The organism is Sinosporangium siamense (assembly GCF_016863435.1).
In the GTDB taxonomy this organism is placed as follows: domain Bacteria; phylum Actinomycetota; class Actinomycetes; order Streptosporangiales; family Streptosporangiaceae; genus Sinosporangium; species Sinosporangium siamense.
This window is the reverse complement of record NZ_BOOW01000045.1, coordinates 15,018-39,097: the sequence shown is the minus strand read 5'-3', so window position 1 is coordinate 39,097 and position 24,080 is coordinate 15,018. Positions and strand designations below refer to the sequence as shown.

Annotated in this window: 21 protein-coding genes, 1 tRNA gene and 3 pseudogenes; 11 read left to right on the top strand and 14 right to left on the bottom strand. The window is 67.6% G+C overall.

Annotation, left to right across the window (positions count from 1 at the left end):
• Positions 1 to 44: 44 nt before the first annotated feature.
• The 3 genes from Ssi02_RS32900 to Ssi02_RS32890 are packed head-to-tail and all read right to left on the bottom strand — an operon-like array spanning position 45 to position 3,259.
• Positions 45 to 242, bottom strand: coding sequence for a hypothetical protein (locus Ssi02_RS32900; protein ID WP_204031484.1), 198 nt, complete (start codon positions 240 to 242; stop codon positions 45 to 47).
• Positions 243 to 254: 12 nt separating this feature from the next.
• Complete coding sequence (locus Ssi02_RS32895) at positions 255 to 1,886, bottom strand: amidohydrolase (RefSeq protein WP_204031483.1); 1,632 nt, start codon at positions 1,884 to 1,886, stop codon at positions 255 to 257.
• A 29-nt stretch (positions 1,887 to 1,915) separates the two neighbouring features.
• The gene (locus tag Ssi02_RS32890; protein ID WP_204031482.1) at positions 1,916 to 3,259 is read right to left on the bottom strand and encodes an MFS transporter; all 1,344 of its coding nucleotides are present in this window, start codon (positions 3,257 to 3,259) and stop codon (positions 1,916 to 1,918) included.
• A gap of 162 nt (positions 3,260 to 3,421) precedes the next feature.
• Between Ssi02_RS32890 and Ssi02_RS32885 the strand changes: the two genes are divergently transcribed.
• Positions 3,422 to 4,036: an aminotransferase class I/II-fold pyridoxal phosphate-dependent enzyme gene (locus Ssi02_RS32885; RefSeq protein ID WP_204031566.1), complete on the top strand. Its 615-nt coding sequence runs from the start codon at positions 3,422 to 3,424 to the stop codon at positions 4,034 to 4,036.
• A 106-nt stretch (positions 4,037 to 4,142) separates the two neighbouring features.
• On the opposite strand, the gene Ssi02_RS32880 is transcribed toward Ssi02_RS32885, so the two are convergent.
• A complete protein-coding gene (locus Ssi02_RS32880) occupies positions 4,143 to 4,583 on the bottom strand; it encodes a hypothetical protein (protein ID WP_204031481.1) in 441 nt (146 codons plus the stop codon).
• Between the two features lie 180 nt (positions 4,584 to 4,763).
• Between Ssi02_RS32880 and Ssi02_RS32875 the strand changes: the two genes are divergently transcribed.
• Entirely contained in the window at positions 4,764 to 6,506 is a 1,743-nt protein-coding gene (locus Ssi02_RS32875; protein WP_204031480.1) for a helix-turn-helix domain-containing protein, read from the top strand.
• 95 nt (positions 6,507 to 6,601) lie between these two features.
• Positions 6,602 to 7,258, top strand: coding sequence for a response regulator (locus Ssi02_RS32870; RefSeq protein WP_204031479.1), 657 nt, complete (start codon positions 6,602 to 6,604; stop codon positions 7,256 to 7,258).
• Positions 7,259 to 7,358: 100 nt separating this feature from the next.
• On the opposite strand, the gene Ssi02_RS32865 is transcribed toward Ssi02_RS32870, so the two are convergent.
• Both Ssi02_RS32865 and Ssi02_RS32860 read right to left on the bottom strand, forming a co-directional pair.
• The gene (locus Ssi02_RS32865) at positions 7,359 to 8,102 is read right to left on the bottom strand and encodes a hypothetical protein (protein ID WP_204031478.1); all 744 of its coding nucleotides are present in this window, start codon (positions 8,100 to 8,102) and stop codon (positions 7,359 to 7,361) included.
• On the bottom strand, positions 8,099 to 8,983 hold the full coding sequence (locus tag Ssi02_RS32860; RefSeq protein ID WP_204031477.1) for an ABC transporter ATP-binding protein: 885 nt from the start codon (positions 8,981 to 8,983) through the stop codon (positions 8,099 to 8,101). Before Ssi02_RS32860 ends, Ssi02_RS32865 begins: the two co-directional genes overlap by 4 nt.
• 204 nt (positions 8,984 to 9,187) lie before the next feature.
• Here Ssi02_RS32860 and Ssi02_RS32855 point away from each other — a divergent pair, with 204 nt between their 5' ends.
• Positions 9,188 to 10,765 carry a sensor histidine kinase gene (locus Ssi02_RS32855; RefSeq protein WP_204031476.1) on the top strand — a complete coding sequence of 526 codons (1,578 nt, stop codon included), beginning with the start codon at positions 9,188 to 9,190 and terminating at the stop codon, positions 10,763 to 10,765.
• 63 nt (positions 10,766 to 10,828) lie between these two features.
• Here Ssi02_RS32855 and Ssi02_RS32850 read toward each other — a convergent pair whose 3' ends face one another.
• Complete coding sequence (locus tag Ssi02_RS32850; RefSeq protein WP_204031475.1) at positions 10,829 to 11,530, bottom strand: TetR/AcrR family transcriptional regulator; 702 nt, start codon at positions 11,528 to 11,530, stop codon at positions 10,829 to 10,831.
• A 100-nt stretch (positions 11,531 to 11,630) separates the two neighbouring features.
• Between Ssi02_RS32850 and Ssi02_RS32845 the strand changes: the two genes are divergently transcribed.
• Positions 11,631 to 12,542 (top strand): NAD-dependent epimerase/dehydratase family protein, encoded by a 912-nt coding sequence (locus tag Ssi02_RS32845; protein ID WP_204031474.1) that lies wholly within the window; start codon positions 11,631 to 11,633, stop codon positions 12,540 to 12,542.
• 123 nt (positions 12,543 to 12,665) lie between these two features.
• Here Ssi02_RS32845 and Ssi02_RS32840 read toward each other — a convergent pair whose 3' ends face one another.
• Positions 12,666 to 13,433 (bottom strand): DUF4386 family protein, encoded by a 768-nt coding sequence (locus Ssi02_RS32840; RefSeq protein WP_204031473.1) that lies wholly within the window; start codon positions 13,431 to 13,433, stop codon positions 12,666 to 12,668.
• Between the two features lie 163 nt (positions 13,434 to 13,596).
• Here Ssi02_RS32840 and Ssi02_RS32835 point away from each other — a divergent pair, with 163 nt between their 5' ends.
• Positions 13,597 to 14,334, top strand: coding sequence for a TetR/AcrR family transcriptional regulator (locus Ssi02_RS32835; RefSeq protein ID WP_204031472.1), 738 nt, complete (start codon positions 13,597 to 13,599; stop codon positions 14,332 to 14,334).
• Positions 14,335 to 14,436: 102 nt separating this feature from the next.
• Here Ssi02_RS32835 and Ssi02_RS32830 read toward each other — a convergent pair whose 3' ends face one another.
• Positions 14,437 to 15,312, bottom strand: coding sequence for an AraC family transcriptional regulator (locus Ssi02_RS32830; RefSeq protein ID WP_204031471.1), 876 nt, complete (start codon positions 15,310 to 15,312; stop codon positions 14,437 to 14,439).
• 506 nt (positions 15,313 to 15,818) lie between these two features.
• Between Ssi02_RS32830 and Ssi02_RS32825 the strand changes: the two genes are divergently transcribed.
• Complete coding sequence (locus tag Ssi02_RS32825; protein ID WP_204031470.1) at positions 15,819 to 17,099, top strand: MFS transporter; 1,281 nt, start codon at positions 15,819 to 15,821, stop codon at positions 17,097 to 17,099.
• Between the two features lie 38 nt (positions 17,100 to 17,137).
• A pseudogene (locus Ssi02_RS32820) lies at positions 17,138 to 18,379 on the top strand (alpha-N-acetylglucosaminidase TIM-barrel domain-containing protein); the annotation flags it as partial.
• Between the two features lie 60 nt (positions 18,380 to 18,439).
• Here Ssi02_RS32820 and Ssi02_RS40005 read toward each other — a convergent pair.
• Positions 18,440 to 18,706, bottom strand: a pseudogene (locus Ssi02_RS40005) (DUF6879 family protein); the annotation flags it as partial.
• A gap of 760 nt (positions 18,707 to 19,466) precedes the next feature.
• Between Ssi02_RS40005 and Ssi02_RS32815 the strand changes: the two are divergent.
• Positions 19,467 to 20,054: pseudogene (locus Ssi02_RS32815) on the top strand (helix-turn-helix domain-containing protein); the annotation flags it as partial.
• Between the two features lie 18 nt (positions 20,055 to 20,072).
• Here Ssi02_RS32815 and Ssi02_RS32810 read toward each other — a convergent pair.
• Entirely contained in the window at positions 20,073 to 20,552 is a 480-nt protein-coding gene (locus tag Ssi02_RS32810; RefSeq protein ID WP_239130210.1) for a MarR family winged helix-turn-helix transcriptional regulator, read from the bottom strand.
• A gap of 223 nt (positions 20,553 to 20,775) precedes the next feature.
• Here Ssi02_RS32810 and Ssi02_RS32805 point away from each other — a divergent pair, with 223 nt between their 5' ends.
• On the top strand, positions 20,776 to 21,165 hold the full coding sequence (locus tag Ssi02_RS32805) for a YybH family protein (protein WP_204031467.1): 390 nt from the start codon (positions 20,776 to 20,778) through the stop codon (positions 21,163 to 21,165).
• Between the two features lie 383 nt (positions 21,166 to 21,548).
• On the opposite strand, the gene Ssi02_RS32795 is transcribed toward Ssi02_RS32805, so the two are convergent.
• Positions 21,549 to 21,625: transfer RNA gene (locus tag Ssi02_RS32795), tRNA-Pro, on the bottom strand.
• Positions 21,626 to 21,774: 149 nt separating this feature from the next.
• Here Ssi02_RS32795 and Ssi02_RS32790 point away from each other — a divergent pair.
• Complete coding sequence (locus tag Ssi02_RS32790; RefSeq protein WP_204031466.1) at positions 21,775 to 22,197, top strand: helix-turn-helix domain-containing protein; 423 nt, start codon at positions 21,775 to 21,777, stop codon at positions 22,195 to 22,197.
• A gap of 64 nt (positions 22,198 to 22,261) precedes the next feature.
• Here the strand turns inward: Ssi02_RS32790 and Ssi02_RS32785 are convergent, their stop codons facing one another.
• Positions 22,262 to 23,632 carry an NAD(P)/FAD-dependent oxidoreductase gene (locus Ssi02_RS32785; protein ID WP_204031465.1) on the bottom strand — a complete coding sequence of 457 codons (1,371 nt, stop codon included), beginning with the start codon at positions 23,630 to 23,632 and terminating at the stop codon, positions 22,262 to 22,264.
• 176 nt (positions 23,633 to 23,808) lie between these two features.
• On the bottom strand, positions 23,809 to 24,060 hold the full coding sequence (locus Ssi02_RS32780; RefSeq protein WP_373870230.1) for a WhiB family transcriptional regulator: 252 nt from the start codon (positions 24,058 to 24,060) through the stop codon (positions 23,809 to 23,811).
• Positions 24,061 to 24,080 lie beyond the last annotated feature (20 nt).

Here is a 24,080-nt window from a genome sequence, read left to right as displayed (position 1 = left end):
CGAGCCCGATCGGCTGTCTCTGTCCCCTGCTCTCGGCTCTCCCGTCAGGACACGGATGGCGCGTTTGGCAGTGCCGTACCTTTCGTACGGCCGAAGGCCCGGTCGAGCAGTGAGCGCGCCCGCGACCGTGCAGCGGCCGAGGAGAGCGTCTTCAGGCCGGCCCTGGACAGATATGCCTGGGTGATGAGGCCGTTGTGGCCGGCCCCGAGGATGATCCCGTCGTACTCGTCGAGACAGCCCATGGTGCACCTTCGTTACAAGTTGTCATGGACGATTAGCCCGCCCACACAGGTCTTCAGGACCTGCGCCGAGCGCAGGTCATGCGGTGCGGCGACAGGATCGGTGTCGAGCGCCACCCAATCCGCGGCCATCCCGACCCTGAGCACCCCGCGCTCGTGGTCGGCGAAGCTCAGGTGGGCGGCACCCGTGGTGTAGAGCGCCAACGCCTCCTCTGCCGTGAGGCACTGCTCCGGGCCGAGCACTCCATGGCCGGCCACTTGCCGCGTCACCGCCTGCCATATCCCGGCGAGCGGGTCGGTCGGGGTGAGGGGCGCGTCCGACCCCCCGCCGATCCGCACGCCGCCGTCGAGCCAGGCCCGCAGGGGCGTCGCACGGGCGGCTCCGTCCACGCCCCAGCGCGCGACGAGCTTCGGCGCGACCCATGTCTGCATCGGAGGCTGCACCGCTACACACACGCCCAGGCGAGCGGCGGTCGCGATGTTCTGCTCCGACGGCCACAGGTAGGCGTGGATCAGGCTGAAGCGGAGCCCGGCTATCGGAGCCTGAGCGGAGTCGACCTCGGCGAACACGGCGAGGGCCAGGTCGATGGCACCGCCGCCTACGGTGTGCACCCCCACAGACCAGCCGCGCCGCGCACAGGCGGCCGCGATGGCCCGGAGCCTCTCGGCCGGCACGACCTGCGTTCCACACCCGTGCCCCTCGCCCGGATACGGCTCGCGGAGCAGGGCGGTGCCCATGGACGCGATGCCGTCGAGGAAGACCTTGACGCCGCCTGTTCGCAGCCACTCATCGCCCTGGCCGGTCGGGCCGGGAAGAGCGGACAACCATGCGTCCAGGTCGTCATCCGGCAGGTGCGGTTCGACGACCGGCATCATCACCGTCCGCACGGTCAGCTCGCCTCGCTCGTGCAATGCGCGGTAGATCGCCATGTCGTCGGCGGTGAGGCACGGGTCGACCACTCCGGTGACTCCCGCAGCGTGGTACCGCGCCTGGACGGCCCGGAGTGCCGCCTCCCGCTGCCTGACCGACACGGCGGGGACATGCCGGGCGACAAGCTCGAACGCCGGCGCTTCGAGCAGCTCGCCGGTGGGGCGGCCGCTGTCCGGATCACGTACGATCCGTCCGCCGGCGACGTCCGGGTGATCGGTGTCGATCCCCGCGATGCGCAGGGCTTCCGAGTTGGCGACCGCGGCGTGGGCGATTCGCGGCAGGTAGATTGGCCGGTCCGCGACAGCGGCGTCGAGTTCGCCGCGGGTCGGATGCCGCGCCTCGGCCAGGTCCTCGATGAACCAGCCTTCACTCGAGACAATCCAGCCGTCCGGATTCCGCTCGGCGTGAACGCGGATCCGCTGCTGAACCTCGCTGATGCTCCGGCAGCCGGCGAGGTCGAGCAGCTGATCCTGCATCGCCACCCACAGCATGTGGTTGTGGCTGTCGATCAGCCCGGGGACGACAGTGGCACCGCGCAGGTCAAGCCGCCGTGCACCGGTGCCGGCCGCCGCTTCGACCTCCTCGACGTCGCCGATCGCGGCGACGCGTCCGTCGCGGACGAGCATCGCGCCGGCGCGCGGCATCTGCGGGTCCATGGTGCGGATGGACGCCTGGACCACGGTGGCTTCATTGTCGGCCGCCGGTGCGCTGCTCACTGTGCGCCGCCTGATGCAGGGGCTTCCGCTCACTGTGCGCCGCCTGACGCAGGGGCTTCCGCGATGTTCGCCGGAGCGGTCAACGTGCGGCCGGAGGTCTCGGCGATCGCCAGCACGCATCCCAGGCTGACCACGCAGAGCCCGACCATGTAGGCGATCACGAGCACCGAGGAGCCACCGCTGCCGTGCAGGGCGGTCGCCACCATCGGAGCCAGCCCGCCGCCGAGTACGGCGCCCATCTGATAGGCGAGTGAGGAGCCGCTGTAGCGGACCGGCGTGGGAAAGAGTTCGGCGAACAGTGCGCTTTGGGCGGCGAAGGTCGGGGCGAGCAGCCCGGCCATCACCACCACGGCCACTGCGACCCCCGCGGACGACCGCATGTCGATCAGAGGGAAGAACGCGAACGACCACAGCAGGCAGGCCGCAGTCCCCCAGGTGTAGACCAGACGACGACCGATTCGGTCCGACAACGCGCCGAACACCGGCAGCAACACCAACTGGAGTACGGCGCCGGCCAGGATGGCGACCAGCAGGACGACGCGATCGAGTTCCAGCACCCGTGAACCGTAGGAGAGAACGTAGACCATATAGAGGTAGCCCAGCGCGTTCCCGGCGATGAAGGTGCCTCCCGCGAGGGCGATGCCCTTTCCATGCCGACGCAGCACCAGCAGAGTCGGGTGCCGGACGAGCTCGCTGCGTTGGGCCGCGGCGGCGAACACCGGGCTCTCCACGACCTTGAGCCGGATGAACATCCCTATGCCGATGAGCACAACGCTGGCGAGGAACGGTATCCGCCATCCCCACGCCTCGAATTCGTTCGCCGGCAGCGACGCGGTGACCGCGAGAAGCGCGGCATTCGCCAGGACGAGGCCCGCTGGGACACCCATTTGCGGGAAAGCGCCGTAAAAACCGCGACGGTTCGCCGGCGCGTGCTCGACCGCCAGCATCGCGGCACCACCCCACTCACCACCGACGCCGATTCCCTGCAAGAACCGAAGAGCTACCAGAGCGATCGGCGCGAACACTCCGATCGATTCATACGGAGGCAGCAGCCCGATGCCGACCGTGGCCAGACCCATGATCATCAAGGACGCCACCAGGACCGACTTCCGTCCGTAGCGGTCCCCGTAGTGAGCCAGGATGATCGCACCGATCGGCCGGGCGATGAATCCGACCGCGAACGTCGCGAACGCCGCGAGCGAGCCTGCGAACGGGCTCAACGAAGGAAAGAACTGTGGGGCGAAGATCAGCGCGGCAGCCGATCCGTAGAGGAAGAAGTCGTACCACTCAATCGTGGTCCCGGTGAAGCAGGCGGCAAGAACACGCCGTCGCTCGTGACGATCAAGTAAGTTCGATGGCCCGATTCCTGCCATGGCGGACTCCCTCGTTTAGCGAAGAACGATCTCTGTGCATTCCTCGTCTCGTCTGGCGGGGATAAGTAGTGACTGTACGACCGACCGGACCGGCATTACAGTCCAGTCACATGCTGGAAGACCAGACCACGTTGCCCTTCGCGCTGCTTCTGAGCCGGTCGCATCGGTCATCGTGCCATCGCCGTGGAGGAACCCGGTTGGCCCCCGCTGCGAGAGTTCGCCGAGGGCGCCGGTCTTCGTCCTGTTCCCCTGCCCGTCGACGACCAGGGACTCAGGGGCGACGAGCTCGAACGGCACCCCGACGTCGGCGCGGTTCTGGCCACTCCCGCGCACCAGTTTCCGACTGGGGTGGTGCTGTCGCCGCAACGGCGCAACGAGCTGCTCCGATGGGCCCGCCGCCGTGACGGCCTCATCATCGAAGACGACTACGACGCCGAGTTTCGCTACGACCGGCGCCCCATCGGATGCCTTCAAGGCCTTGCGCCCGACCACGTCGCCGTCGTGGGCTCGACCAGCAAGTTGCCGGCCCCCGGACTGCGTTTCGGCTGGCTCATCACACCGCCGCACTGGCCCCCGCACGTCGCGACCGCCCGGCGGACAGACGGGGGGCAAGCGGTCTGGCCGGCCGGGGGTGCGCCTTTCCGGTATTCCCGCGGCTACCAGGCCGAGATCGGCCCCGCCCGCCTGCACGAGAAAGCCGGATTCCACCTGGCCCTCACCCGCTTGCCCCCCGAAGGTGAAGGGCCCCCCAACTCGTGGATCTATGACACCCGCTGATCCGGTTCCCCCGGGCCCTCCCCTGGCCCCAGTTAAGGAATCAGCCGGATCTCCTACCTAAAAAGGCAGGCGCCGGATCGGATCCACGCACGATCAGGATCGTGATTCAGTCTGCGTCGTAGTACCAACTCGTGCAGAAGCTGTTGCTGACGCCGTTCTTCTTTGTGGCCATGCACGCGCGCATCCAATTTCCCAGATTCTTTAGCTCGTTCGACGTGCGGCTGTTGAAAGGACCACACTGAGTCCAGGTGGCGCCGCCGTTGTAGGACCTGTCAACCCATACCAGGTCGCTCCGCCTATAGCCGCTGCTGATGGTGGCGCGAGACTCGTCGAAGGCCCGGCCGTTGAGCAGGCGGACGGTGACTGTGCGCCTTCCCGCGTCGGTGTCGTGCGTCCTGGTGGCCTGCCTCACCACCGCGCTGACGTCGAATCCGTTGTGCGGGGTCCCGCAGTTGGGTCCCGCGTGGGCGGCCGGGGCTGTGATCGCCAACCCGGCCGCGCCGACGACCGCCCCCACTATGGCCGCCAGGGTTTTTTCACGCTTCATCGGTGAACGCCTTTCCGTGATGAATGGCTTGGAATGAGAGTCGCCGCTTTGAGATTGCTGGGCGGCATGACGCCGGCACAAGCAATGTGTGTCCCGGCTGGCGCCTGGGATGAGATGCTTGGTGGGACCTGCATGGATTCGCCGGCCTGGGACGCGAGGACGCATAACAGGGGTGAGAAGTTGTCGGAATTGGCCGCGCTGTTGCACTCGCTGAAGGAACGAAGTGGCCGCAGTTACGCGGAACTCGCCGGCCGCTGTGGCGCCAGCGCCTCCACATTGCATCGATACTGCCGGGGTCAGGTCCTGCCGGACAGCTACGGAATGGTGGAGCGGATAGCGCTGGCCTGCGGAGCCGGCAAGGCGGAGTTGGCGGAGTTGTACCGGCTGTGGGCCGAGGCCGATGCCGGACGCCTCGACGCGGGCCGCGCCCCCAGCACCGACGATCTCCGGCGCCCGGCCCCGGACCCAAACCCGGACCCGGCCCCGGACCCGGCACCCGCTCCCCCACCGGTCGCGGACCGGGCGGCGGCTCTCGCCTCCGCGGCATCGCATCCGCAGGACCCGATATCCGCATCTGCCACGTACGGCCGGCGCCCGGCCAGTCGCGGCCGTAGGCCGATGCGCTTCGTCGCCCTTGCCTGTGTGCTGGCTGTCGGGGTGGTCATCAGTACGACCGCTTCGTCGCCCAACCTGCGACAAGGCCGGGCCGGGAATCCGCCGCCGCAGTGGATTCCCGGCCCGGCCTGGTCGCAGTTGCCTAAACCGGTACCCGCCGGGTTCTACGGCGTCACGATCAACAGCGGTAGCGGCGCCATGCCGACCTTCCGGGTCGGCGGGGTCCGATTATGGGACAGCGGAACCCTCTGGTCCCTGCTCGAACCCGCGCGTAACCGGTTCGACTGGACCACCCTGGACCGCCTCGTCGGCTCCGCCCACCGCGCGAACCTCCCCGTGCTCTACACCTTCGGCGGCACGCCGCAGTGGGCGGCGCCGCACGCGCCACTCGGTCCCTACCCCGACGGGTCACGCACGGCGCCACCCGATGATCTGAAGGACTGGGTCCGCTTCGTCAAGGCCGTCGCGACCCGATACGCGGGCCGGATCGATGCTTACGAACTGTGGGCATTCGCGCCCTCACCGCACTTCTACACCGGTGACGCCGCGACGCTGGCCCGCATGACGCAGCAGGCCGCCGCGGTCATCCGCCGCGCCGATCCAGCCGCGACCCTCGTGTGCCCCTCGATCGGGAACCTGTGGGAGCCGGTCTCCCAGCGGTTCCTGCGCGACTTCGCCTCGGCCGGCGGATATCAGGCGTGCGATGTCGCGGGTGTGAAACTCGCTCCGCAGCACGACGGTGACACCCCCGAAAGCCTCGTCGGTCTCGCGGCCGTCATCGACCGCACGTTCCATGAGGCCGGAGTGCATCCGCGGCTGTGGAGCACCGGGACCGTCTACCGGATCGCCAAAGATCGCAAACTGGACCAGGCACGCGCCATCGCGTACGCGGTGCGCTTCTACCTCATCGGGATGTACGTGCGATACGACCGCATGTACTTCTACAACTGGGGCGGCACGAAGATCCCGCTGGTGCTCCAGGCCGTGGGCGGACCACCGACCGCCGCGGCCCACGCGGTCGACACGCTCCAGCGCTGGCTGGCGGGCGCCCGCATCACCTCCTGTGGCAACGGCCGGCCCGACGGGCTACCGTCCCGGGTCTGGCAGTGCCAATTCGTACTGGCCGGTACGGCCGGCCAAGGTCCTGTCCGGGCCTTCGTCCGGTGGACCGAATCAGGCACAGTCTCGATGTCGGCCGATCGCGGCGCCGACACCATCCGATTCCTGGACGGACGCTCCATGCCCGCCCCGCCTACCTTGCAGATCACCGAACAGCCAGTACTGATCACCATCCGGCCGGGCCGCTGACACCCTGGCGCGCACAGGACCAAAGCACCGGACTAACACGCAAATGGTGTTGCAGACTGCAGGAATGTGCAGGATGGCGCGGTAGTCTCTGAGGAGTGATCAAGGTGCTGCTCGCCGACGACGAGGTCCTGGTCCGAGCGGGTATACGGGCCATCCTGGCCGCCTCACCGGACTTCGAGGTGGTGGCGGAGGCGGGCGATGGGCGCGAGGCGATTGAGCTGGCGCGCGGACACCGGCCGGATGTGGCCCTGCTCGATGTCCGGATGCCGGTGCTGGACGGTCTCGACGCGGCGGCGGAGATGCGGCGGGCGGTTCCGGGGGTCGCCGTGGTGATCCTGACGACGTTCTCCGAAGACGAGTACATCGCCAAGGCACTGGAGGGCGGAGCGAGCGGCTTCCTGCTCAAGTCGGGTGATCCGTACGAGCTGATGGCGGCGATAAGGGCCGTGCACCGCGGCGCGGCGTTCCTCTCGCCGCAGATCGCCCACCGCCTGATCCAGCAGGTGACCGGCGGCCGGATGAGCCGGCGGTCGGCGGCGAGGGAGCGGATCGCGGTTCTCACACCACGGGAGCGAGAGGTGCTGACGCTGGTCGGCGCCGGGCTGTCCAACGCGGAGATCAGCGCAAGGCTTTTCCTGGTGGAGGGGACGGTCAAGGCCTACGTGAGCGCCATACTGGGCCGCCTGGAGGTGAGGAATCGTGTCCAGGCGGCCGTCCTTGCCTACGAAGCCGGGCTGATTCCGCACGACTGAGGAGACATTCCGGTCAAGAGCTGTGTGTCCGCAGCTCACCCCAAGCTCGGGAGCAAAGCCTGCGAGCAAAAAGAGGTTCGCAGAGCGCACACGGGCTCACTTATGCATCGCGTTTGCGCATCACCCACATCCCCGCGGAGACCGCGGTCACCGCCCACCCGCCGAGCACGAGGCCGAAGGCCCACTCGCCGGCCATGAAGCGTTCGCCGGCGGGGCCGGGCGTGTAGCGCGCGACCGTGGTGAGGAACTCGGCGCTCAGTGTCCTGGCGAGACCCTCGAGTCCGAACGGGAGAATGTACACCAGGGCGAACAGCAGCGTAATGGTCCCGGCCGACCGGCGGATCAGCGTGCCGAGCCCCACGGCCAGCACGGCGATGAGCGCCAGGTAGGCCGCTATGACCAGGATCCGGCCAGCCACCTGCACGGCGTCGAACTCCCCATAGCTATGGAGCTGTGGCACGCTGGCCGCCGTGCCGAGCGCGGCGACGAGCCCTCCGGCGGCGAACACGGCGGCGCCCACCACCGCCGTCTTGGCCAGCAGCAGCCGGACCCGGGACGGCGTGCAGGCCAGTGTCACCACGATGGAGCGGGTGGCGTACTCACTGGTCATCGCCAGCATGCCGAACGATCCGAAAATGAGCTGCACCCACTCCACACCTTCAAGGACCGACGACACCGGCTCAACCGGCCGGCCCTCTCTGGCCAGGAAGCTCGCCGTGTCCTCCGCCTCCATGACCGCCACCAGCACCATCGTCAGCAGGGCGCCTCCGCCGAACCACCAGGTGGAGCGGATGGAGCGGAGTTTCTGCCACTCCGCGCGGGCCGCGCGGCCCAGGGCGTTCACGCCTGAGCTCCGTACTCGATGCTGTTCGCGGTCAGCCGCATATACGACTCCTCCAACGAGGACTCGACCGACCGCAGCTCAGAAAGGACCAGCCCCAGCTCGTGCGCCCGCCGGCCGATCTCCTCGGTGGTGTGTCCGGCGATGGTCAGCTCATCGGGGCCGGTCCAGCGCGCGGCGCGCAGTATCTCGGCCAGCGGCCGCAGCTGCGGTCCGCGAACCCGCACCTGGGCGCCGGCGAGCAGTCTCTCCATCGTCTCGTCGGCGATCAATCTGCCTTGGCCGAGGATGACCAGGCGGTCGGCGGTGCGCTCCATCTCGCTCATCAAGTGGGAGGAGATGAAAACGGTACGGCCTTCGGCGGCGAGCGATCGAAGCAGGGTGCGGATCCAGCGCACCCCGTCCGGATCGAGGCCGTTGACCGGCTCGTCCAGCATCAACACCTGAGGATCGCCGAGCAGCGCGCCCGCGATGCCGAGCCGCTGACTCATGCCGAGGGAGTAGGTGCCGGCTCGGCGGCGTGCGGCGTCGGTCATCCCGGTGAGGGCCAGCACCTCCTCGACCCGCGAGAAGGGGATGGCCTGGCTCAGCGCCACGGCACGCAGATGATCCCGGCCGCTGCGGGCCGGGTGCACGGCCTTGGCATCCAGCAGAGCGCCGATGGTGCGCAGCGGACGGTGGAGGTCCGCGTAGCGGCGGCCGTCGATCAAGGCGGTGCCGGATGTGGGGGCGTCCAGGCCCAGGATGGCGCGCATGGTGGTGGACTTGCCGGCGCCGTTCGGGCCGAGAAAGCCGGTGACTGTACCGGGGGTGAGCTCCAGGGTGAGGTCGTCCACGGCGGTCTTGCCGCCGTAGCGTTTGGTCAACCCGCGCAAGGTGATCATCAGGCTCCTGTGCTGCGACGGTGTACGAGGCCGAGGGCGGCGCCCGGGAGCCTCATACACGGTGGTGGGCGCCGCGAGTGGCGTCCATGTGCAGGACTTGACCGTAGGAATCCGGAGCCGCCTCCGGTCATGCACGATCGGCAGCCGGTGTCCCTGACTTTCGTCAGGTGTCGCAAACGCCGGCACCGCCGTACCGTGGCCGCCATGAATCGGTTGCGGGGCTTCGTCGTGGAGGCGTTCCCTGGCGGTGAACGGGGCGCCGACCTGCTTCTGTGGCTGGCGGTTGTCGTGCCGGTGTTCACGATGCACGAATCACCGGACATCGTGCGGTATCCCTGGCTGCCGTTGCTCTGGGTGAAGATCGCCGCCGTGCCGCTGCTGGCGTTGGCCGTGGCCGCGGGCCGGCGGCTACCGGTGATGGCGGCAGCCGTACCGGCGGTGCTGGCGCTGGTGGTGACACCGGAGCTCTACACCGACAGCTTCATGATCGCCCAGCTGCTGCTGGCGTTTGTGCTGGGGCGGCGGACCGCCGGCATGCGTCCGGGGCTGCTGCTGTTCGCCGGAGTGTGCCTGGCGGGTCTCGCGACGGCCGCACTCCACCCCGGCGTCACACTGTCGAGCTGGCTGACGCTGGTCGGCACCGCCGTGACGATCATCATGCTCCCCTGGCTGGCCGGACGGTACGCCCGCCGGCACGACGACCTCGTCCGCGCCGGATGGGAGCTCGCCGAGCGCCTGGAGCGGGAGCGGGACCTGATCGGCGAGCGGATGCGGCTGGTCGAGCGGTCCCGGATCGCCGGTGACATGCACGATTCGCTGGGGCACGAGCTGAGCCTGGTCGCGCTGAGCGCCGGCATGCTCCAGGTGCGTCCAGAGCTGGACGGGCCCGCACGCGAGGCCGCCGCCGAACTACGCGTGTCCGCCGCCAAGGCCACCGAGCGGCTACGCGAGATCATCGGGGTGCTACGGGAGGACGGCGAAGCCGCGCCCGTGCTGCCGTCAGGCGACACCGTGGCCGCGCTGGTCGAGCGGGCCGCCGCCGCGGGGATGGCGGTACGGCTGCGCGGAGAACTCGGGCCGTTGCCGCCGATGGCCGACCGGGCGGCATACCGGGTGGTGCAGGAGGCCCTCACCAATGCCGCAAAGCACGCGCCGGGCGCCGAGGTCACCGTACGGCTGGTCACAGATCTCACGGCTGGGAATGCGGAGATCACCGTGGTGAACGCGGCGCCCCCGGCCGGCCCGCTGTCAGCGGCGGGATCGGGCGGCTACGGGCTGGTCAGCCTGGACGAGCGGGTCCGGCTGGCCGGGGGCACGCTGCGGGCGCGTCCCGCCGGCGGCGGCTTCGCCGTCACCGCCCTGCTGCCGCTCGCCGCGGGCGCGGCGGCCACGCCGCCCACCTCCCGGCGCGAACTCGCCCTGGCCCGCGGCGGGGTACGGCGCAGCCTGATCGACGCGATCTGGATGCCGGTCGCGGCGGCGGCCGTCCTGATGGCGCTGACCTCCGGTTACGACCTCTACATCGCGCATCGCTCGGTGCTGGACGCCCAGGTGTACACGCGGTTGAGCGTCGGCCAGAGTCTGGCGCCGCTGGAGGCGCGGCTGCCGCCGTACAAGTTGCCCGGCAAGGGACGGCCTGCGGGCGCGCCGGCGGATCCGCGAGGGACCGACGAGTGCCGCTTCTACCGGATTGAGGCCAATTCACTGTCGTCGGCCTACCGGCTGTGTTTCACCGGGGGACGGCTGTCGCACAAGGACGAGGTGCCGCTCCTACGGCGGTGACGGCGGCCAGGGCAGGTCAACCTGGCACAGGCCCGAGGACCCATGGACGTTCGACCGCCCCTGTCAAAGCGGGGACAGCCCCATGAGGTCGGCCGTAATGCGAATCGAGTGGTCGAAGGCGGTGTCCCGGTCGCCGATCGTGTTGCTGAAGTGGCCGAAGACCTCGAAGTTGAGCCAACCGTAGAGAGCCGTCCAGCTCGCGAGGGCGTGGAACACGATCTCATCGGGGACGTCCGGCATGTAGACGCGGTGGGTCGCGGCATCCCCGGCAAGCGACGGGGGTGGAATGACATGCCCCTCTCGCAGCGTGATCGCGCCCGCCCGGTAGGCATCGGCGATGATGCCGCCAAGGACCGCGACATCGCGCACACGTGCGCGGGCGGTGTCCGGCGGAGCTTGGTAGCCGGGGGCGGGCGACCCGAAGAGCAGGGCGTATTCGTGGGGATGGGCCAGGGCCCAGGCGCGGATCGCGCGGCATGAGGTCAGCCAGCGTTCCAGGTGGTTCTCTCGGGGAACGGCGACCTCGGCCCGCTCGACCGCTTCGCCGAGCGCGTCGTAGCCGTCGATGATCAGCCTGGTCAGCAGGTCGTCACGGCTGGGGAAGTAGCGGTAGACCGCCGAGGACGCCATCCCCATCTCCCTGGCCACCGCCCGCAATGACAGACCGGCCGCGCCCTCTGTGGCGAGCCGGCGGCGCGCGATGTCGGCGATCTCCTTGGTGAGTTCGGCTCTGACGCGTTCCCTGACGGTCTGGGCGGCTGTCATGCCCGAAGGCTACCAGAGCGTCGCTCGAAAACGAGAGCAGTGCTCTTGACGAGCGCTGCTCTCGCAAGAGAGCATCGCTCTCAGATTGGGAGGTTTGACTATGACAAAGCATGTCGTCGTCGGGTCAGGGCAAGTCGGAGCCCTCCTCGCCGCCAAGCTCATCGACAAGGGCGAAGATGTTACGGTCATCACCAGATCGGGCAGCGGCCCCGCCAATGCGCGCAGGGTGGCTGTCGACGTCGCCGACCGGGGACGCCTGATCGAGGCGGCCAAGGGAGCCGACGTTCTCTACAACTGCGTGAGCCCGAAATATCATCGCTGGCCCATCGACTGGCCACCGCTCGCCGCCTCAATCCTCGGTACGGCGGAAGCCACCGGCGCGGTGCTGGTCACGCTGAGCAACCTCTATCCCTACGGCCAGGTCAGCGGGCCGATGGTCGAGGACCTGCCGTTCACCTCCACCACCCCCAAGGCCAGGGTGCGCGCGGAGATGTGGGAACAGGCCCTGGCCGCGCACCGCGCGGGCAGGATCAGAACGACCGAGGTCCGCGCCTCCGACTTCTTCGGCCCCGGCTCATCCGATCAGTCCTACCTCGGCAGCCGGTTCATCGCACCCCTCAAAGCCGGCAAGTCCATTCCGCTCGCTTGGCCCCCCGACGTCCCCCACAGCTGGACCTACATCCCCGACGTCGTCAACGCCCTGATCATCGCCGGCTCCGACGACCGAGCCTGGGGACGCCCCTGGCACATCCCCACCAACGAGCCCCTCACCTTTCGCGAACTCGCCGAGCGAATGGCGGCGCTCCTGAACAAACCAATGCCGGGGGTACGGCAGACGCCATGGCCGCTCCTGCGCGCAGTCGGCCTGTTCTCTCCTCTGCTCGGTGAGCTGCGGCACGTGCGCTACCAGTTCGTCTCGCCCTTCATCGTCGATTCATCGGCCTTCCAAGCCACTTTCGGCCTCGCCCCCACGCCTGTCGACCAGGCATTGAGGGCGACGCTCGACATCTGACCCACGTGGCCTCACGGCCGTTTCGCCTCCGTGCGGCCCCCTGCCCCGTGCGGTGCCTGCCACCGAGAACACCCCACGGGTCACGGGTCACGGGTCACGGGTGCGAGCTTCGGACACCTACCGTCAACGGAGCTGCTTCCCGGCACGCCTGAACAGGACGACTGCCCCTGCGAGGAACCACAGCTGGACGGCGCCGACCCCGACGCTGGTCAGTGCCCCGGCATCCACCCCGGCGAGTTCGGCCAGCGGGATCGCGGCCGCGGCGGTGGCGATCGCACCCAGCCATGTCAGCCAGGCCGGAGCGAACTCGCGGATGGCGATCGTGGTGCAGGCCACGGCCGCGCCGCCGAGCAAGGCGACTCCGAGCAGTTCGCCGATCCCACCGCCGAAGTCGTTCAGTGCCTGGAATTGCACGGCCAGAATCTGCCGCATCGCGGGGTCGGCCCCATCCCACTCGGCCGCCAGCGTCGGCATCGCGGTGAGCCAGCGCAGGATCCCGATCGCGCGGGCGAGCGCGGAGAGGGCGGCCAGAATCACGGCGACCCTGGCGACCGGGCGCAGCCGTCCCTCGGTGGTGGTGCAAACGGTCACCAGCGCGGCAATCGCCGGGAGGAACAGCAAGGAGTAGAGCAGATAGGCCACGTATCCCACCCGGACCCCGGCCTCGTTCTCGGCCACCATCGGCAGGGTGACGCCGGCCGGCTCACCGAGCCCTTGCGGCCAGTTGACGGCCTGACCGAGAACGATCGCCGGGACGGCGATCAGCAGGCCCTCCACCGCCAGGAGCGCGCCGACCGCAAGAACCCGGCCCCGGGAGCTGCCCTGCCGCTGCCCCGGCAGGCCGCCGCCGGAGGCGGTGAGGGTGTGTGGTGTACCAGGTGAGGCGGGCATGAAGCCATCTCCTTACGCAGTTCGGTTTCTCGAACGACGATAGTTTTATCTAACACTGTTAGTCAATCCAGATACTGTTAGAATCCGAAGCGGTACGGCGGAGCGGACGTCCGCCATGGCTGCCCATGACATCGACGGCATCCCGCATGAAAGGTGGGTGGCGGTGAGCGAAGTCCCACTCCGGCAAGGTTCGCTGCGCGAAAGGAAACGGGCGGCGACGATCGATGAGATCAAATCCGTGGCCCTCGGCCAGCTCGCGGCCGACTCCGGCCAGATGACGCTGCGCGGAGTCGCGCGCGAGGTGGGCATGACCGTCCAGTCGCTCTACCACTACTTCCCGAGCCGGGACGACCTGATCACCGCTCTGGTCGCGGACGCGCACAACGCCCTGGCGGACGCGGTCCAGGCCGCCGGCCAGGCATCCCGAACACTGGCGGCAGGGGAACGATTCGTACAGGTCGCCCTGGCCTACCGCCAGTGGGCGGTCGACCACCGTGCCCGCTTCCTGCTGATCTACGGAACCCCCGTCCCCGGATACGAGGCCCCCCGAGAAGGGCTGACCACCAGCGCCGCCCGCCGGCTCGGCGCCACGTTCAGCGACGTGATTTTCGGCGATTGGACCGCCACCGAGACCGCCGGGATCCGCACGCCCCATGAGCATGCGCGGCTGACCGCCGCGCTCACCACCGCAGTGGAACTGGTCTCACCGGGCCTGCCACCCACCGCGTTCGGGCTGGGCATCGAACTATGGGGCCGAATCCACGGCCTGGTCATGCTCGAGATCCTCGGCCACCTGCCCTGGCTAGGCCCGGCCGCCGCCGGCGCCAACTACCGCTCCGTGATACTCCGCACCGCCGCAGAGCTAGAGCACATCCGCCGGCACGGCACGAACTCAGGGTGAGCTCAGAAGCGTCGCCCGGTAGGTCCGGCAAAGCCACTCGCGGGCGCCCATGGGGGTGAGCGCCGAAGGGGCGACGTCATCGGCGCCCCTGAACCGGCGCGCCTATACGCGGACGCCGCGGGGACTTGCGCCCGCGACCGCCTCCAGTTCGACCCGGAAGTTCGCACGATATTCACGGGGCGACATCTTCTTGAGCTCGCGGAAACGCCGGTTGAAATTGGAGAGGTTTCCGAAACCGGAATCCGCGGCGACCATGGACACCGAGCGATCCGTGTCCCGCAACAACTGGCATGCCCGGTTGACGCGAACGAGGTTTACGTAGTGAGAGACGGTGAAGCCGGTGCTGCGGGCGAACAGCCGGCTGGCGGCACTGGCGTTCATGTGCGCCGCCCCTGCGATGTCCTCCAGCGGCAGCCGAGCCGTATAACCGGAATGGATCACCTTCATCATGGCTTGGATCCGCAGTGCCGTACCGTGATGGAGAACGGACGGGGATCGTCCCGTCGCGAGCAATATGTAGGGCGCCCGGCTCAGCATGACAAGGATCCTGAGAAGCTCGACCGTCCGCTCCGGGGGCGCGAGCCGGCCCAGATCGGCGAGCAGGGGGACCGCGTCGGGAAAGTGGATGCCGCGCGGGGCGTCGTCGAGCATCCGCTTGACATTCCCGAACACGGGTGCGTCGAAGAACTCCGCACCCAGAAAGTCCCTGGTGAAATGGACGACGATCGCGTCGATCGGCTCACTTTCCGGCGCCGACACGTAAGTGTGCGGCAGATCAGGGCCGAACAGGGAAAGGTCTCCGGGGCCGTACTCCTCGACCGAATTCCCGGCGAGGCGGGTGCCGGTGCCGTTGAGGATGCAGGTCAGCTCGTATTCGTGGTGGAAATGCCAGTACGGCTCAAGCCGAGGCGTCTGGAATCGCGTGTAGCGCCAGTTCACCGGGAACTCCGGTTCGAGATGCTCGTAGACGATGCGCATAGACCTTGGTCCTCCTCTCGCGTGGCCGGTCCCGTGCTCATCACTCAATGTAGCCGCTGGCTCGATTCTCGTGCCGCGGCGTGGGGACCAGGCTTCCGCCGTACCGGCAACGTGCGCGGCATGTTGATCCAGTACGTTTACCGGCCTCCCGGCGACTCGGCTCAGGCCCGTACGGCGCGGGCCCGCCGGTTGGCCCGTCCGGCGGCTGGCAGCTCCCTGTCCAGCACGGATTAAGCATGGATTGAGCATGGTGCGTGTGTTGTCTTCGCAACCACGATCGCCGAGGCATAAGGCAGCGACCACGCCGCTGTTGACCAGTTCCGATACTTTCATGACATTTGCTGGATTCCGCTGGCCAGAGGTTCGATGCTCACTGACTGTGAGCGTGCCCGTGCCCGATCCCAAGGAAGCGATCGACGGCCGGTAGGCGAACACCACGTCTGATCGGCGGGCGTCATCGACATCGCCCGTCTCAGAACCGTGACGTGAGAACAGAGGAACCCCCCATGACTGCCTTCCCCGTTACCGGAACCGAGACCGGCGCCGGCGTTCCGCGCCAGGGGCGTGTCGCGGCGCTCCTCACCGCGATGTTCCTCGTGAACGTCTTCGGCTACGCCGCCAACAATGCCGCTCTCAGCGTGCTCCTTCCCACGCAGGTCAGGTCCGCCGCCGGCGATGACGCCGTAGCCGCCCTGGCTCTCGTCACCGGCATTGGCGCGATCGCCTCGTTCGGCATACCACCGCTGGTGGGATTGATGTCGGATCGCACGCGAACACGTTGGGGGCGCCGATCACCGTGGATTCTCATCGGCGGGATCACGACCGCCGCAGCGCTCGTCCTCACCGGAGCGGTCTCCACCGTGACCGGTCTGATGATCGGCTCGTTCCTGATCCAGGCCACGATCAACATCGGCCTCAACATCATCCTGGCCACGATCCCGGAGCGCATTCCGCCGAAGCGGCACGGACTCGCCAGCACCGTGCAGGGCGTCGGCATTCCCGTGGGAGGCATCATCGGCATTCAGGTCGGTGCGACCCTGATCGACTCCGTCCTGATCGCCTACGCACTCCTCGGCGGCCTTTTCCTGATCGCGTCCGTCATCTCCGCGATGCTTTTGCGCGATCGCTCCGGCACGGGCCTGGACGACCCGCGGCTCGAGCAGACGCCCGTCGGGCAGCAGTTCATGGCGATGTTCAGCAGTCTGCGCGACCGTGACTATCGGTGGGTGTTCATCTCCCGTGCCGTCATCTACATGGGCTACAACATCGTCTTCGGCTTCAGCCTTTACATCCTGCAGGATTACATCGTGCTGCCAGAGGGGGTCACGCCCGCCTCCGCGGTTGCGACGGCCCAGACGAGCAGCATCGTGTTTCTCACCATCGGCACCCTGATCTCCGGGCCGCTCGTGGATCGCCTGGGCCGGCACCGAGGCTTCGTGCTGATCTCCTCCCTTCTCCTCACGTCCTCGATCGTCCTTCCGCTGCTCTCTCCGAGCTGGACCATGTTCCTCGTCCAGGCCGGGCTGAGCGGATTCGCTCTCGGCGCGTTCCTCGGCGTCGACCTCGCCCTCGCGACCATCGTGCTGCCCAAGACCGGAGACGCCGGTCGTGACCTGGGTGTCTTCCACATCGCCCTCACCGCGCCCCAGGTCGTCGCGCCGTTCGTCGCCGCGATGGCGGTGCAGTGGCTCGGCGGCTACTACGGGCTCTTCATCGTGGGCGGTGTGTTCGCATTCCTCGGGTCACTCACGGTGCTCCGGGTCAGCCCCCAGCGCGTGGGCAAGTGATCGCCCCAGCCCACGACGAACCAGGAGAACAGAACACCATGCCGACGCACGACCACTCGTTTACGGCCGCCGCCACCGCGATCTCCCGCCTCAGCGGTCTGCCGACCGAGCGCATCGTGATCTCGCCGATGCCGGCTCCCGAAAATCACTCCGCCTTCGCCGTGGACGCCGCCGAGGGCCGCTTGCGGATCCGCGCAAGCGACAATGTGGCGGCGGTGTCGGCGTATTCGGCGTACGCCCGGCGAACCGGTCTCGGCAGCGTGTCGCGTTTCGGCGTCCGGCCCATCTCGGGCGAGCTGATTGAAGGACCGCCGATCGAGATGCAGTGCGAATTCCCCATTCGCCTCGCCCACAACATCACGGTCGGCGGATACACGACGCCCTACTTCGACTGGGACCAGTGGCAGCGCGAACTGGACCTGCTAGCGGCGAGCGGAATCAACACCGTCCAGCTCACCCTCGGCCAGGAAGCGGTGTGGCTCAACACCTTTCAGCGATTCGGCTACCGGCAGGAAGAACTGCTCGACTGGATCGCCCCGCCGTCCCACCAGCCATGGCAGTGGCTCAACAACATCGAGTACTTCGGCGAAGGAACGAGCCTCGAACTCATCGAACGCCGCGTCGCGCTCGCCGGCCAGGTGCTGGGCCGCATGCGGGAACTGGGGATGCGGGCGGTCCTACCCGGTTTCAGCGGTACGGTGCCCCGCGGGTTCACCGAGCGAAATCCCGGTGCCCATACGGTCCCCCAGGGCAAGTGGTTCCTCGACATCGCCGGTCCAGAACGCCCGGACTGGCTGGCCGGCGACACACAGCACTACGACACCGTCGCGGACGTGTTCTACGCCGAGCAGACCCGCCTCTTCAACGCGGGCGGCATGTGGGCCGTCGACCTCCTCCATGAGGGCGGCAAATCCGGCGGCGTACCGCTGGCCGAGGCCGCCCGCGGCGTCGAAGCCGCAATGCGGCGCGCCGACCCCAACTACACCTGGGTCGTGCAGGCGTGGGTCGGGAACCCACGACGGGAACTGCTCGAAGCCGTCGACCGCGAGCACCTCCTCGTACTCGACCTGACCGGCGAGTCCTGGGAGGGGCTCGACGCGTTCGACGGCGCCCCATGGGTGTACGGGATCCTGCCCAACTACGGCGGCCGCACGTCCCTGTACGGTGACCTCGCGGCAATCGCGGCGACACCCGTGAAGCTCGGCGATGCCGGCACGCGGCGGTTGAAGGGCCTCACAAACATGGCGGAAGGCGTGGGAAACCACCCGGTCGTCTGGGACCTCTTCCATGAGCCTCACATCCTCACCTGCTGGCACGGTGTGCGCATACGCCCAAACGCACTCAAACCGCACATAGTCCGACAAAGGATCCTCCACCACGTGAACCCGATGCAGGAGTTTGCCGGAATCCCGTGCGGGCCTGACCGTCCCCCTGATCCACTGCGCGATCCCCGGGAACTCGCCGCGCTGCCGACCGCTCAGGAAGAGATCGAACTCCGCCTTCTCGTAGGAGACGTCGTACTTCTGCAGGGACTCAAGGCGGTATGCCGTGAAGCGGAACTCGGTGAAGAAGCGGTTGAACTCCGCATCGTCAAGGGAGCGAAACACCCGCCCCACCTAGCGGTCCTCACTCTTGGCGCGGAGCTTGTCGGCCGCGCCCAGCAGCACCTCGGGTGCGATCTGCAGGGCGATCTCGCCTGGCAAAACGTTGACGAGGTTGGAGAAGGTCTCGTGGTCGACCGCCGGCCCCTGAACCACGATCTGGCCATTCTCCGCCAAATAGATAGCCGGACAGCCATTGCCTCCCGACTTGTCATCCTTGCAGAGGATTTCGAGCTGCATGGAGTCCTCCAGCCAGAGCGCGAACATTATCCTACACTTATCCCAAAGCCACTAACAGGTCAATACAGATAATCAGTGAGGCCGTAATACGCAATATAGGCATGTCGCTCCAATCGAGATCTGCGCACAAGCGACGAACACCAGATAGACAGGACGAGTGGCACTCAAGACCGCAGGCAATGATCTTATCTAGAGAAGATAACCGCGCCACCCCAAACGAGCGAGCAATCCCAGCAGGCATGGCGATGCGTCGAGCGCAGCCTCGGCGAACAGCGGGCATAGATGGTTAGAACCTGGAGCGCAAAGGGAGGAATCGCCAGTAGTGTTCATTGTGTCAATGATCGATCAAGCATGTCCGGTCTACACCGTCCCGCATCGTGCAGAGGCTTTCCCAGAGTTGACGACACGCTCAGCGGCAAACCACGGGCAGTCACGCATGGAGCTTCCATCCCCGGATACAGGCTCACAACCAGTGTCTTCTTAGTGGCGTGGCTGGATCTGAACCTGCACCGTCGAAGGACGCACCCAGGCCGAGACCGTCCGCACCTACGGCATCTCCAAAGGGTGGGTGTCCAAGCTCGTCGCCCGCTACCGGGCCGAGGGCGAGGCCGCGCTCGAACCCCGGTCAAGGTGCCCGCACACCTCGCCGAACGCGATCGACGCCGACACAGCCGAACTGATCGTCCGGCTGCGCAAGCAGCTCACCGAGCAGGGCCTGGACGCCGGCCCCGACACCATCACCTGGCACCTGAAGCACCACCACGCGCGCACGGTCTCCCGGGCCACCGTCCACCGCCACCTGACCCGGCACGGACTCATCGTCCCCGACCCGAAAAAGCGCCCCCGCTCCTCCTACATCCGCTTCCAGGCCGCCCAGCCCAACGAGACCTGGCAGGCCGACTCCACCCACTATCGCCTCGCCGGCGGCACCGACGCCGAGATCCTCACCTGGCTCGACGACCACGCCACGCCCTGCACGTCAGCGCCCACCCGGCAGTCACCACCCAGGTTGTCGTGGCCGCCTTCCGCCAGGTGGAACACCGTTAGCCCCGTCCACCTGGCAGGGGGTGGGTTAGTGGCATCACATGGTCACCGCATCCTGGAAACGTACTGATCAGACTCCCGTCCTGCGTCATTCATCGGAGGGCGACTTGGCGGCGGAGAGTATGCGCAAGGCCACGAGCAGAGCGGAACGCTGCCGGTCGGACAGCCTCCCGAAGATCTCATCGGCCGCAAGCTCGTAGTCATGCAGCCATGCCTGCGCTCGTTCACGTCCAAAGTCTGTGACGGCCAGCCGGGTGGCGCGTCCATCAAGCGGGTCGCTGCACCGCTCTAGGAACCCATCGCGGACGAGGGCGTCGACCAGCGTGGAGGCGGTGCCCTGGGTGACGCCGAGCTGGTTGGCGAGCTGGGTGACCCGCTGCGGGCCGGACCGGATCAGCGCTACCAGCAGGTGAGCCCGGGGCATCGACAGATCGTGGTCGGCCAGCCTGCTGGTGAGCCGGCCGCCGAGCAGTTTTGCGGTGCGGCCGAACTCATCGGCCAGATCGACGGCGCTCACTGGATGCGGCGGATCGCCAAGGTCGGCCGATCCGGCCTGCTCGCTGGACACGCCTCCCGCCCCCTCCCCTTACATGTGAGCCAGGACTTGCTCATATTACATTGATGCCATTACATTGAAGTCAATGCATTGACTTCAATGCAACGAGTCCAGAGTCCTACCGCAAGAGGAAATGCCCGTTATGCCCCCTACATCCGCCTTCGATTCCGGGCCGGACCCAATGTCCGCCGCACCACCGAGCCCGTCAACCGATCCAATCGCTTGGGAGCCCATCATGACCACGGCGTCGCAGCCAGAAGAGATCAACATTCTCTGGGCCGAGGCCTTTAATGCCGGTGACCTCGCCTCGATGCTCGAGCTGTATGAGCCGGACGCAGTCCTGGTGCCCGGGCCGGACCAGGCTCCCATCACCGGACTGTCCGCCATCGAAGAGTCGCTGCGCCGGCTCCTCGGCCTGAGCGGGACGATCACCTTCAAGCCCCGCTATTGGATACGGCACGGCGATCTGGCCATGGGCGGCATCGACTTCCACCTCGTCGGCGGAATCGATCCCAGCGGAGGCCCGGTCGAGCTGCGCGCCGGAACCGCCGAGGTCGCCCGCCGCCAGTCCGATGGCAGCTGGAAATACGTCTTCGATCACCCCTTCGCCGTGCTACCCAGCTGAGAACCGGATGCGGTCTCGGCTACCACCCCCGTATCGCCGCGCGCAACAGAGGATCGGTGAATGTCTTGGTCCACTTCGTATATTTAAGGCGATTGCAATGGAGGCACGCTTGTCCCGCCCGGTGATCACTTGGAAGAGCAGATCGGCACCACGCCGGTCCAGCTCCATATAGCCAGTGATCGGCCTTCTGGTGGAGCGGGCTCAGGCCGGGGGCGGTCACGGAGGCGGTCTACCGAAAGCAGCTCCGGCCAGTGCTCCTTAACGGCGCCGAAGCAATGGATCGGATCTTCGCGTAGAGAGCGTGATAGTCACTCACCTGGTCACCCAGAACGCGGAAAGGGCGCCTCTTCCGCAAGAGACACCCTTTATGACCAGAAAAAACCTGGTCGGGACGACAGGATTTGAACCTGCGACCCCTTGACCCCCAGTCAAGTGCGCTACCAAGCTGCGCTACGTCCCGTTGTCTTGACCTGGTCCCCTGGGTGGGGGCTTGTTCGGTCTGGACGTGATTACCTTAGCGCAGAACGGCGCCTCATGCGCACTCGGTGGTGTGCTGGGGGCTTGGGTCGCTGGTGGGGTTGGATGGGGGCAGGCGACGGGAGGGGTGTCATGGCGGGGCGCAGGCCGAAGATCGATCGGGTGCAGTTGGGGCGGCTGGTGGAGGCGGGGTGGTCGGTGCAGGAGTTGGCGGAGCGGTTTGGGGTGTCTGAGTCGGGGGTGTTGCAGGCCAAGCGAGCGGCGGGGTTGTCGAAGGCGATGCTTGATCACAGCCGGGCGATTCCGTGGAGGCTTCGGGCGGAGCATCGGCAGTCGGGGCCGGCGACCAATCTTCGTAATCTCTCGGCGGTCGCGCAGGGGCGGAAGATCCCCGAGGAGAAGCTCAACACGGCGCTGCGGTGGGCTCGGCGACTTGTGGATGGCGGGCTGGACATCGCCTATCGGCCGGAGGACGGGTTTTGCGAGATCACGGCTTCGGAGGACTCGCATATCGCGGCGCTGCTCGCCGATGTGCGGCGGGTTGTGGAGGAGTGAGGTTCCGACCGAGGGTGCCATAACGGGCCAGGGGTTAGGCGGCCATCGAACGCCCGGGCCTGGCTCAGCTCTCCCCCGAAACGCCGGCCACCTGGGCGCGGGCTTCGCGTTCGGCCAGGTCTCGGCGGGTGGCGAATTCGAATTCCTGCCTTGGGTTGGCCAAGGCCCCCAGGGAGACGATGTCGCGGCGGAAGAACAAGGCCAGTGTCCAGTCCACCAATATCCGGACTTTTCGGTTAAAGGTGGGGACTCGGGACAAATGGTAGGTGCGGTGGAGGAACCAGGCTATGACGCCGCGGATCTTGATGCCGTACACCTGGGCCACCCCCTTGTGGAGCCCCAGGCTCGCCACCGACCCCGCATAAGCATGGCGATACGGTCTCGGGCGGCCGCCCCGGATCAAGGCCGTGATGTTGGCGGCCAGGCGGTGGGCCTGCCTCACCGCGTGCTGGGCGTTGGGGGCGCAGAACTCCCCCGGCTTGGTGAGGTCGGGGACGGCGGCGCAGTCGCCGGCGCTGAAGACGTCCAGGCGGCCCTTGACGTTGAGGAAAGGGGTGACCTTGATGCGGCCTTTGTCGTCGGCGGGGAGGTCGCTGCCGGCGATCATGGGGTGGGGTTTGACGCCTGCTGTCCAGACCAGGGTGGAGGTGTCGAACTCGGTGCCGTCGTCGAGGACCACGTGGCCATCGCGGACCGAGTGCAGGCGGGTGGAGAGGCGTACGTCGATGCCGCGGGCGCGGAGTTGTTCGACGGTCCAGCGGCCCATGTCGGGGCCGACTTCGGGGAGGACGCGGTCGGTGGCCTCCACGAGGATCCAGCGCATGTCGCCGGGAACGATGCCGGGGAAGAAGCGGCAGGCGTCGCGGGCCAGGTCCTCGAGTTCGGCCAGGGCTTCGACGCCGGCGAAGCCGGCTCCGACGAAGACGAAGGTGAGGGCGCGGCGGCGGAGGTCGGGGTCGGAGGTGGAGGCGGCGAGGTCCAGCTGGGCGAGGACCTGGTTGCGCAGGTGGATGGCCTCTTCGAGGGTTTTGAAGCCAATGCCCTGTTCGGCCAGGCCGGGGATGGGCAGGGTGCGGGAGACCGAGCCGGGAGACACGACGAGGAGGTCGTAGGAGATCACCCGGCCGGGGCCCTGCTGGGGCTGGAAGTCGATCGTGCGGCGGGCGGTGTCCATGCCCATGACCCAGCCGTTGAGGATGGAGCACGCCGGAAGCACCTGTCTGAGGGGAACCACCACGTGGCGGGGTTCCAGGGCGCCTGCGGCGGCCTCGGGGAGAAAGGGCTGGTAGGTCATGTAGGAGTCGGCGTCGAGCACGGTGATCGAGACGTTGCCGTCTCGCAGCTCAGGACGGAGTGTGCGTTGCAATCGCAACGCCGTGTTCATCCCGACGTATCCCCCGCCGATGATAACAATGTGAAATGTGGATGCGGTCATAACCGCCCCCTACCCGCCCGCCGCGGATCGTTACCTCAAGCATCTCAAACGCGGCGGGCCTGCCGTGCCGAACCGTTAAAGCACGCTTGTCATGCCAAAACGCCAAGGCACACTTGTCATACCGAAACGCCAAGGCACGGCTCTCGCCGTACCCAACATCAAGGCACGCAGTGACGCTATGGCACCGTCTCGCGTAGGGCCCGGCGTTCCTGTTCGGTCGTGCCCGCCCAGACGCCGGCGGACTGGCCGGTGTCGAGGGCGTAGTTAAGGCACATCTCGGTGACCGGGCACCGAGAGCACACATGCCTGGCGAGGGCGAGCTGGGTGCGTGAGGGCGCGGAGCCGATGGGGAAGAAGATCTCCGGATCGACGTCGCGGCAGGCCGCCTGCCGCATCCAGAAGGTGTCACGCACGGACGAGGAATGCACTTGAACCTCCGCGTTCATGG

Excerpts from the sequence above, each read along its gene's own strand:
- Ssi02_RS32840 (WP_204031473.1), bottom strand. The coding sequence starts at position 13,433 with ATGCCCGCCTCACCTGGTACACCACACACCCTCACCGCCTCCGGCGGC.
- Ssi02_RS32830 (WP_204031471.1), bottom strand. The coding sequence starts at position 15,312 with ATGCGCATCGTCTACGAGCATCTCGAACCGGAGTTCCCGGTGAACTGG.
- Ssi02_RS32860 (WP_204031477.1), bottom strand. The coding sequence starts at position 8,983 with ATGATCACCTTGCGCGGGTTGACCAAACGCTACGGCGGCAAGACCGCC.
- Ssi02_RS32825 (WP_204031470.1), top strand. The coding sequence starts at position 15,819 with ATGACTGCCTTCCCCGTTACCGGAACCGAGACCGGCGCCGGCGTTCCG.
- Ssi02_RS32845 (WP_204031474.1), top strand. The coding sequence starts at position 11,631 with ATGACAAAGCATGTCGTCGTCGGGTCAGGGCAAGTCGGAGCCCTCCTC.
- Ssi02_RS32785 (WP_204031465.1), bottom strand. The coding sequence starts at position 23,632 with ATGACCGCATCCACATTTCACATTGTTATCATCGGCGGGGGATACGTC.
- Ssi02_RS32855 (WP_204031476.1), top strand. The coding sequence starts at position 9,188 with ATGAATCGGTTGCGGGGCTTCGTCGTGGAGGCGTTCCCTGGCGGTGAA.
- Ssi02_RS32900 (WP_204031484.1), bottom strand. The coding sequence starts at position 242 with ATGGGCTGTCTCGACGAGTACGACGGGATCATCCTCGGGGCCGGCCAC.
- Ssi02_RS32880 (WP_204031481.1), bottom strand. The coding sequence starts at position 4,583 with ATGAAGCGTGAAAAAACCCTGGCGGCCATAGTGGGGGCGGTCGTCGGC.
- Ssi02_RS32850 (WP_204031475.1), bottom strand. The coding sequence starts at position 11,530 with ATGACAGCCGCCCAGACCGTCAGGGAACGCGTCAGAGCCGAACTCACC.
- Ssi02_RS32890 (WP_204031482.1), bottom strand. The coding sequence starts at position 3,259 with ATGGCAGGAATCGGGCCATCGAACTTACTTGATCGTCACGAGCGACGG.
- Ssi02_RS32805 (WP_204031467.1), top strand. The coding sequence starts at position 20,776 with ATGACCACGGCGTCGCAGCCAGAAGAGATCAACATTCTCTGGGCCGAG.
- Ssi02_RS32790 (WP_204031466.1), top strand. The coding sequence starts at position 21,775 with ATGGCGGGGCGCAGGCCGAAGATCGATCGGGTGCAGTTGGGGCGGCTG.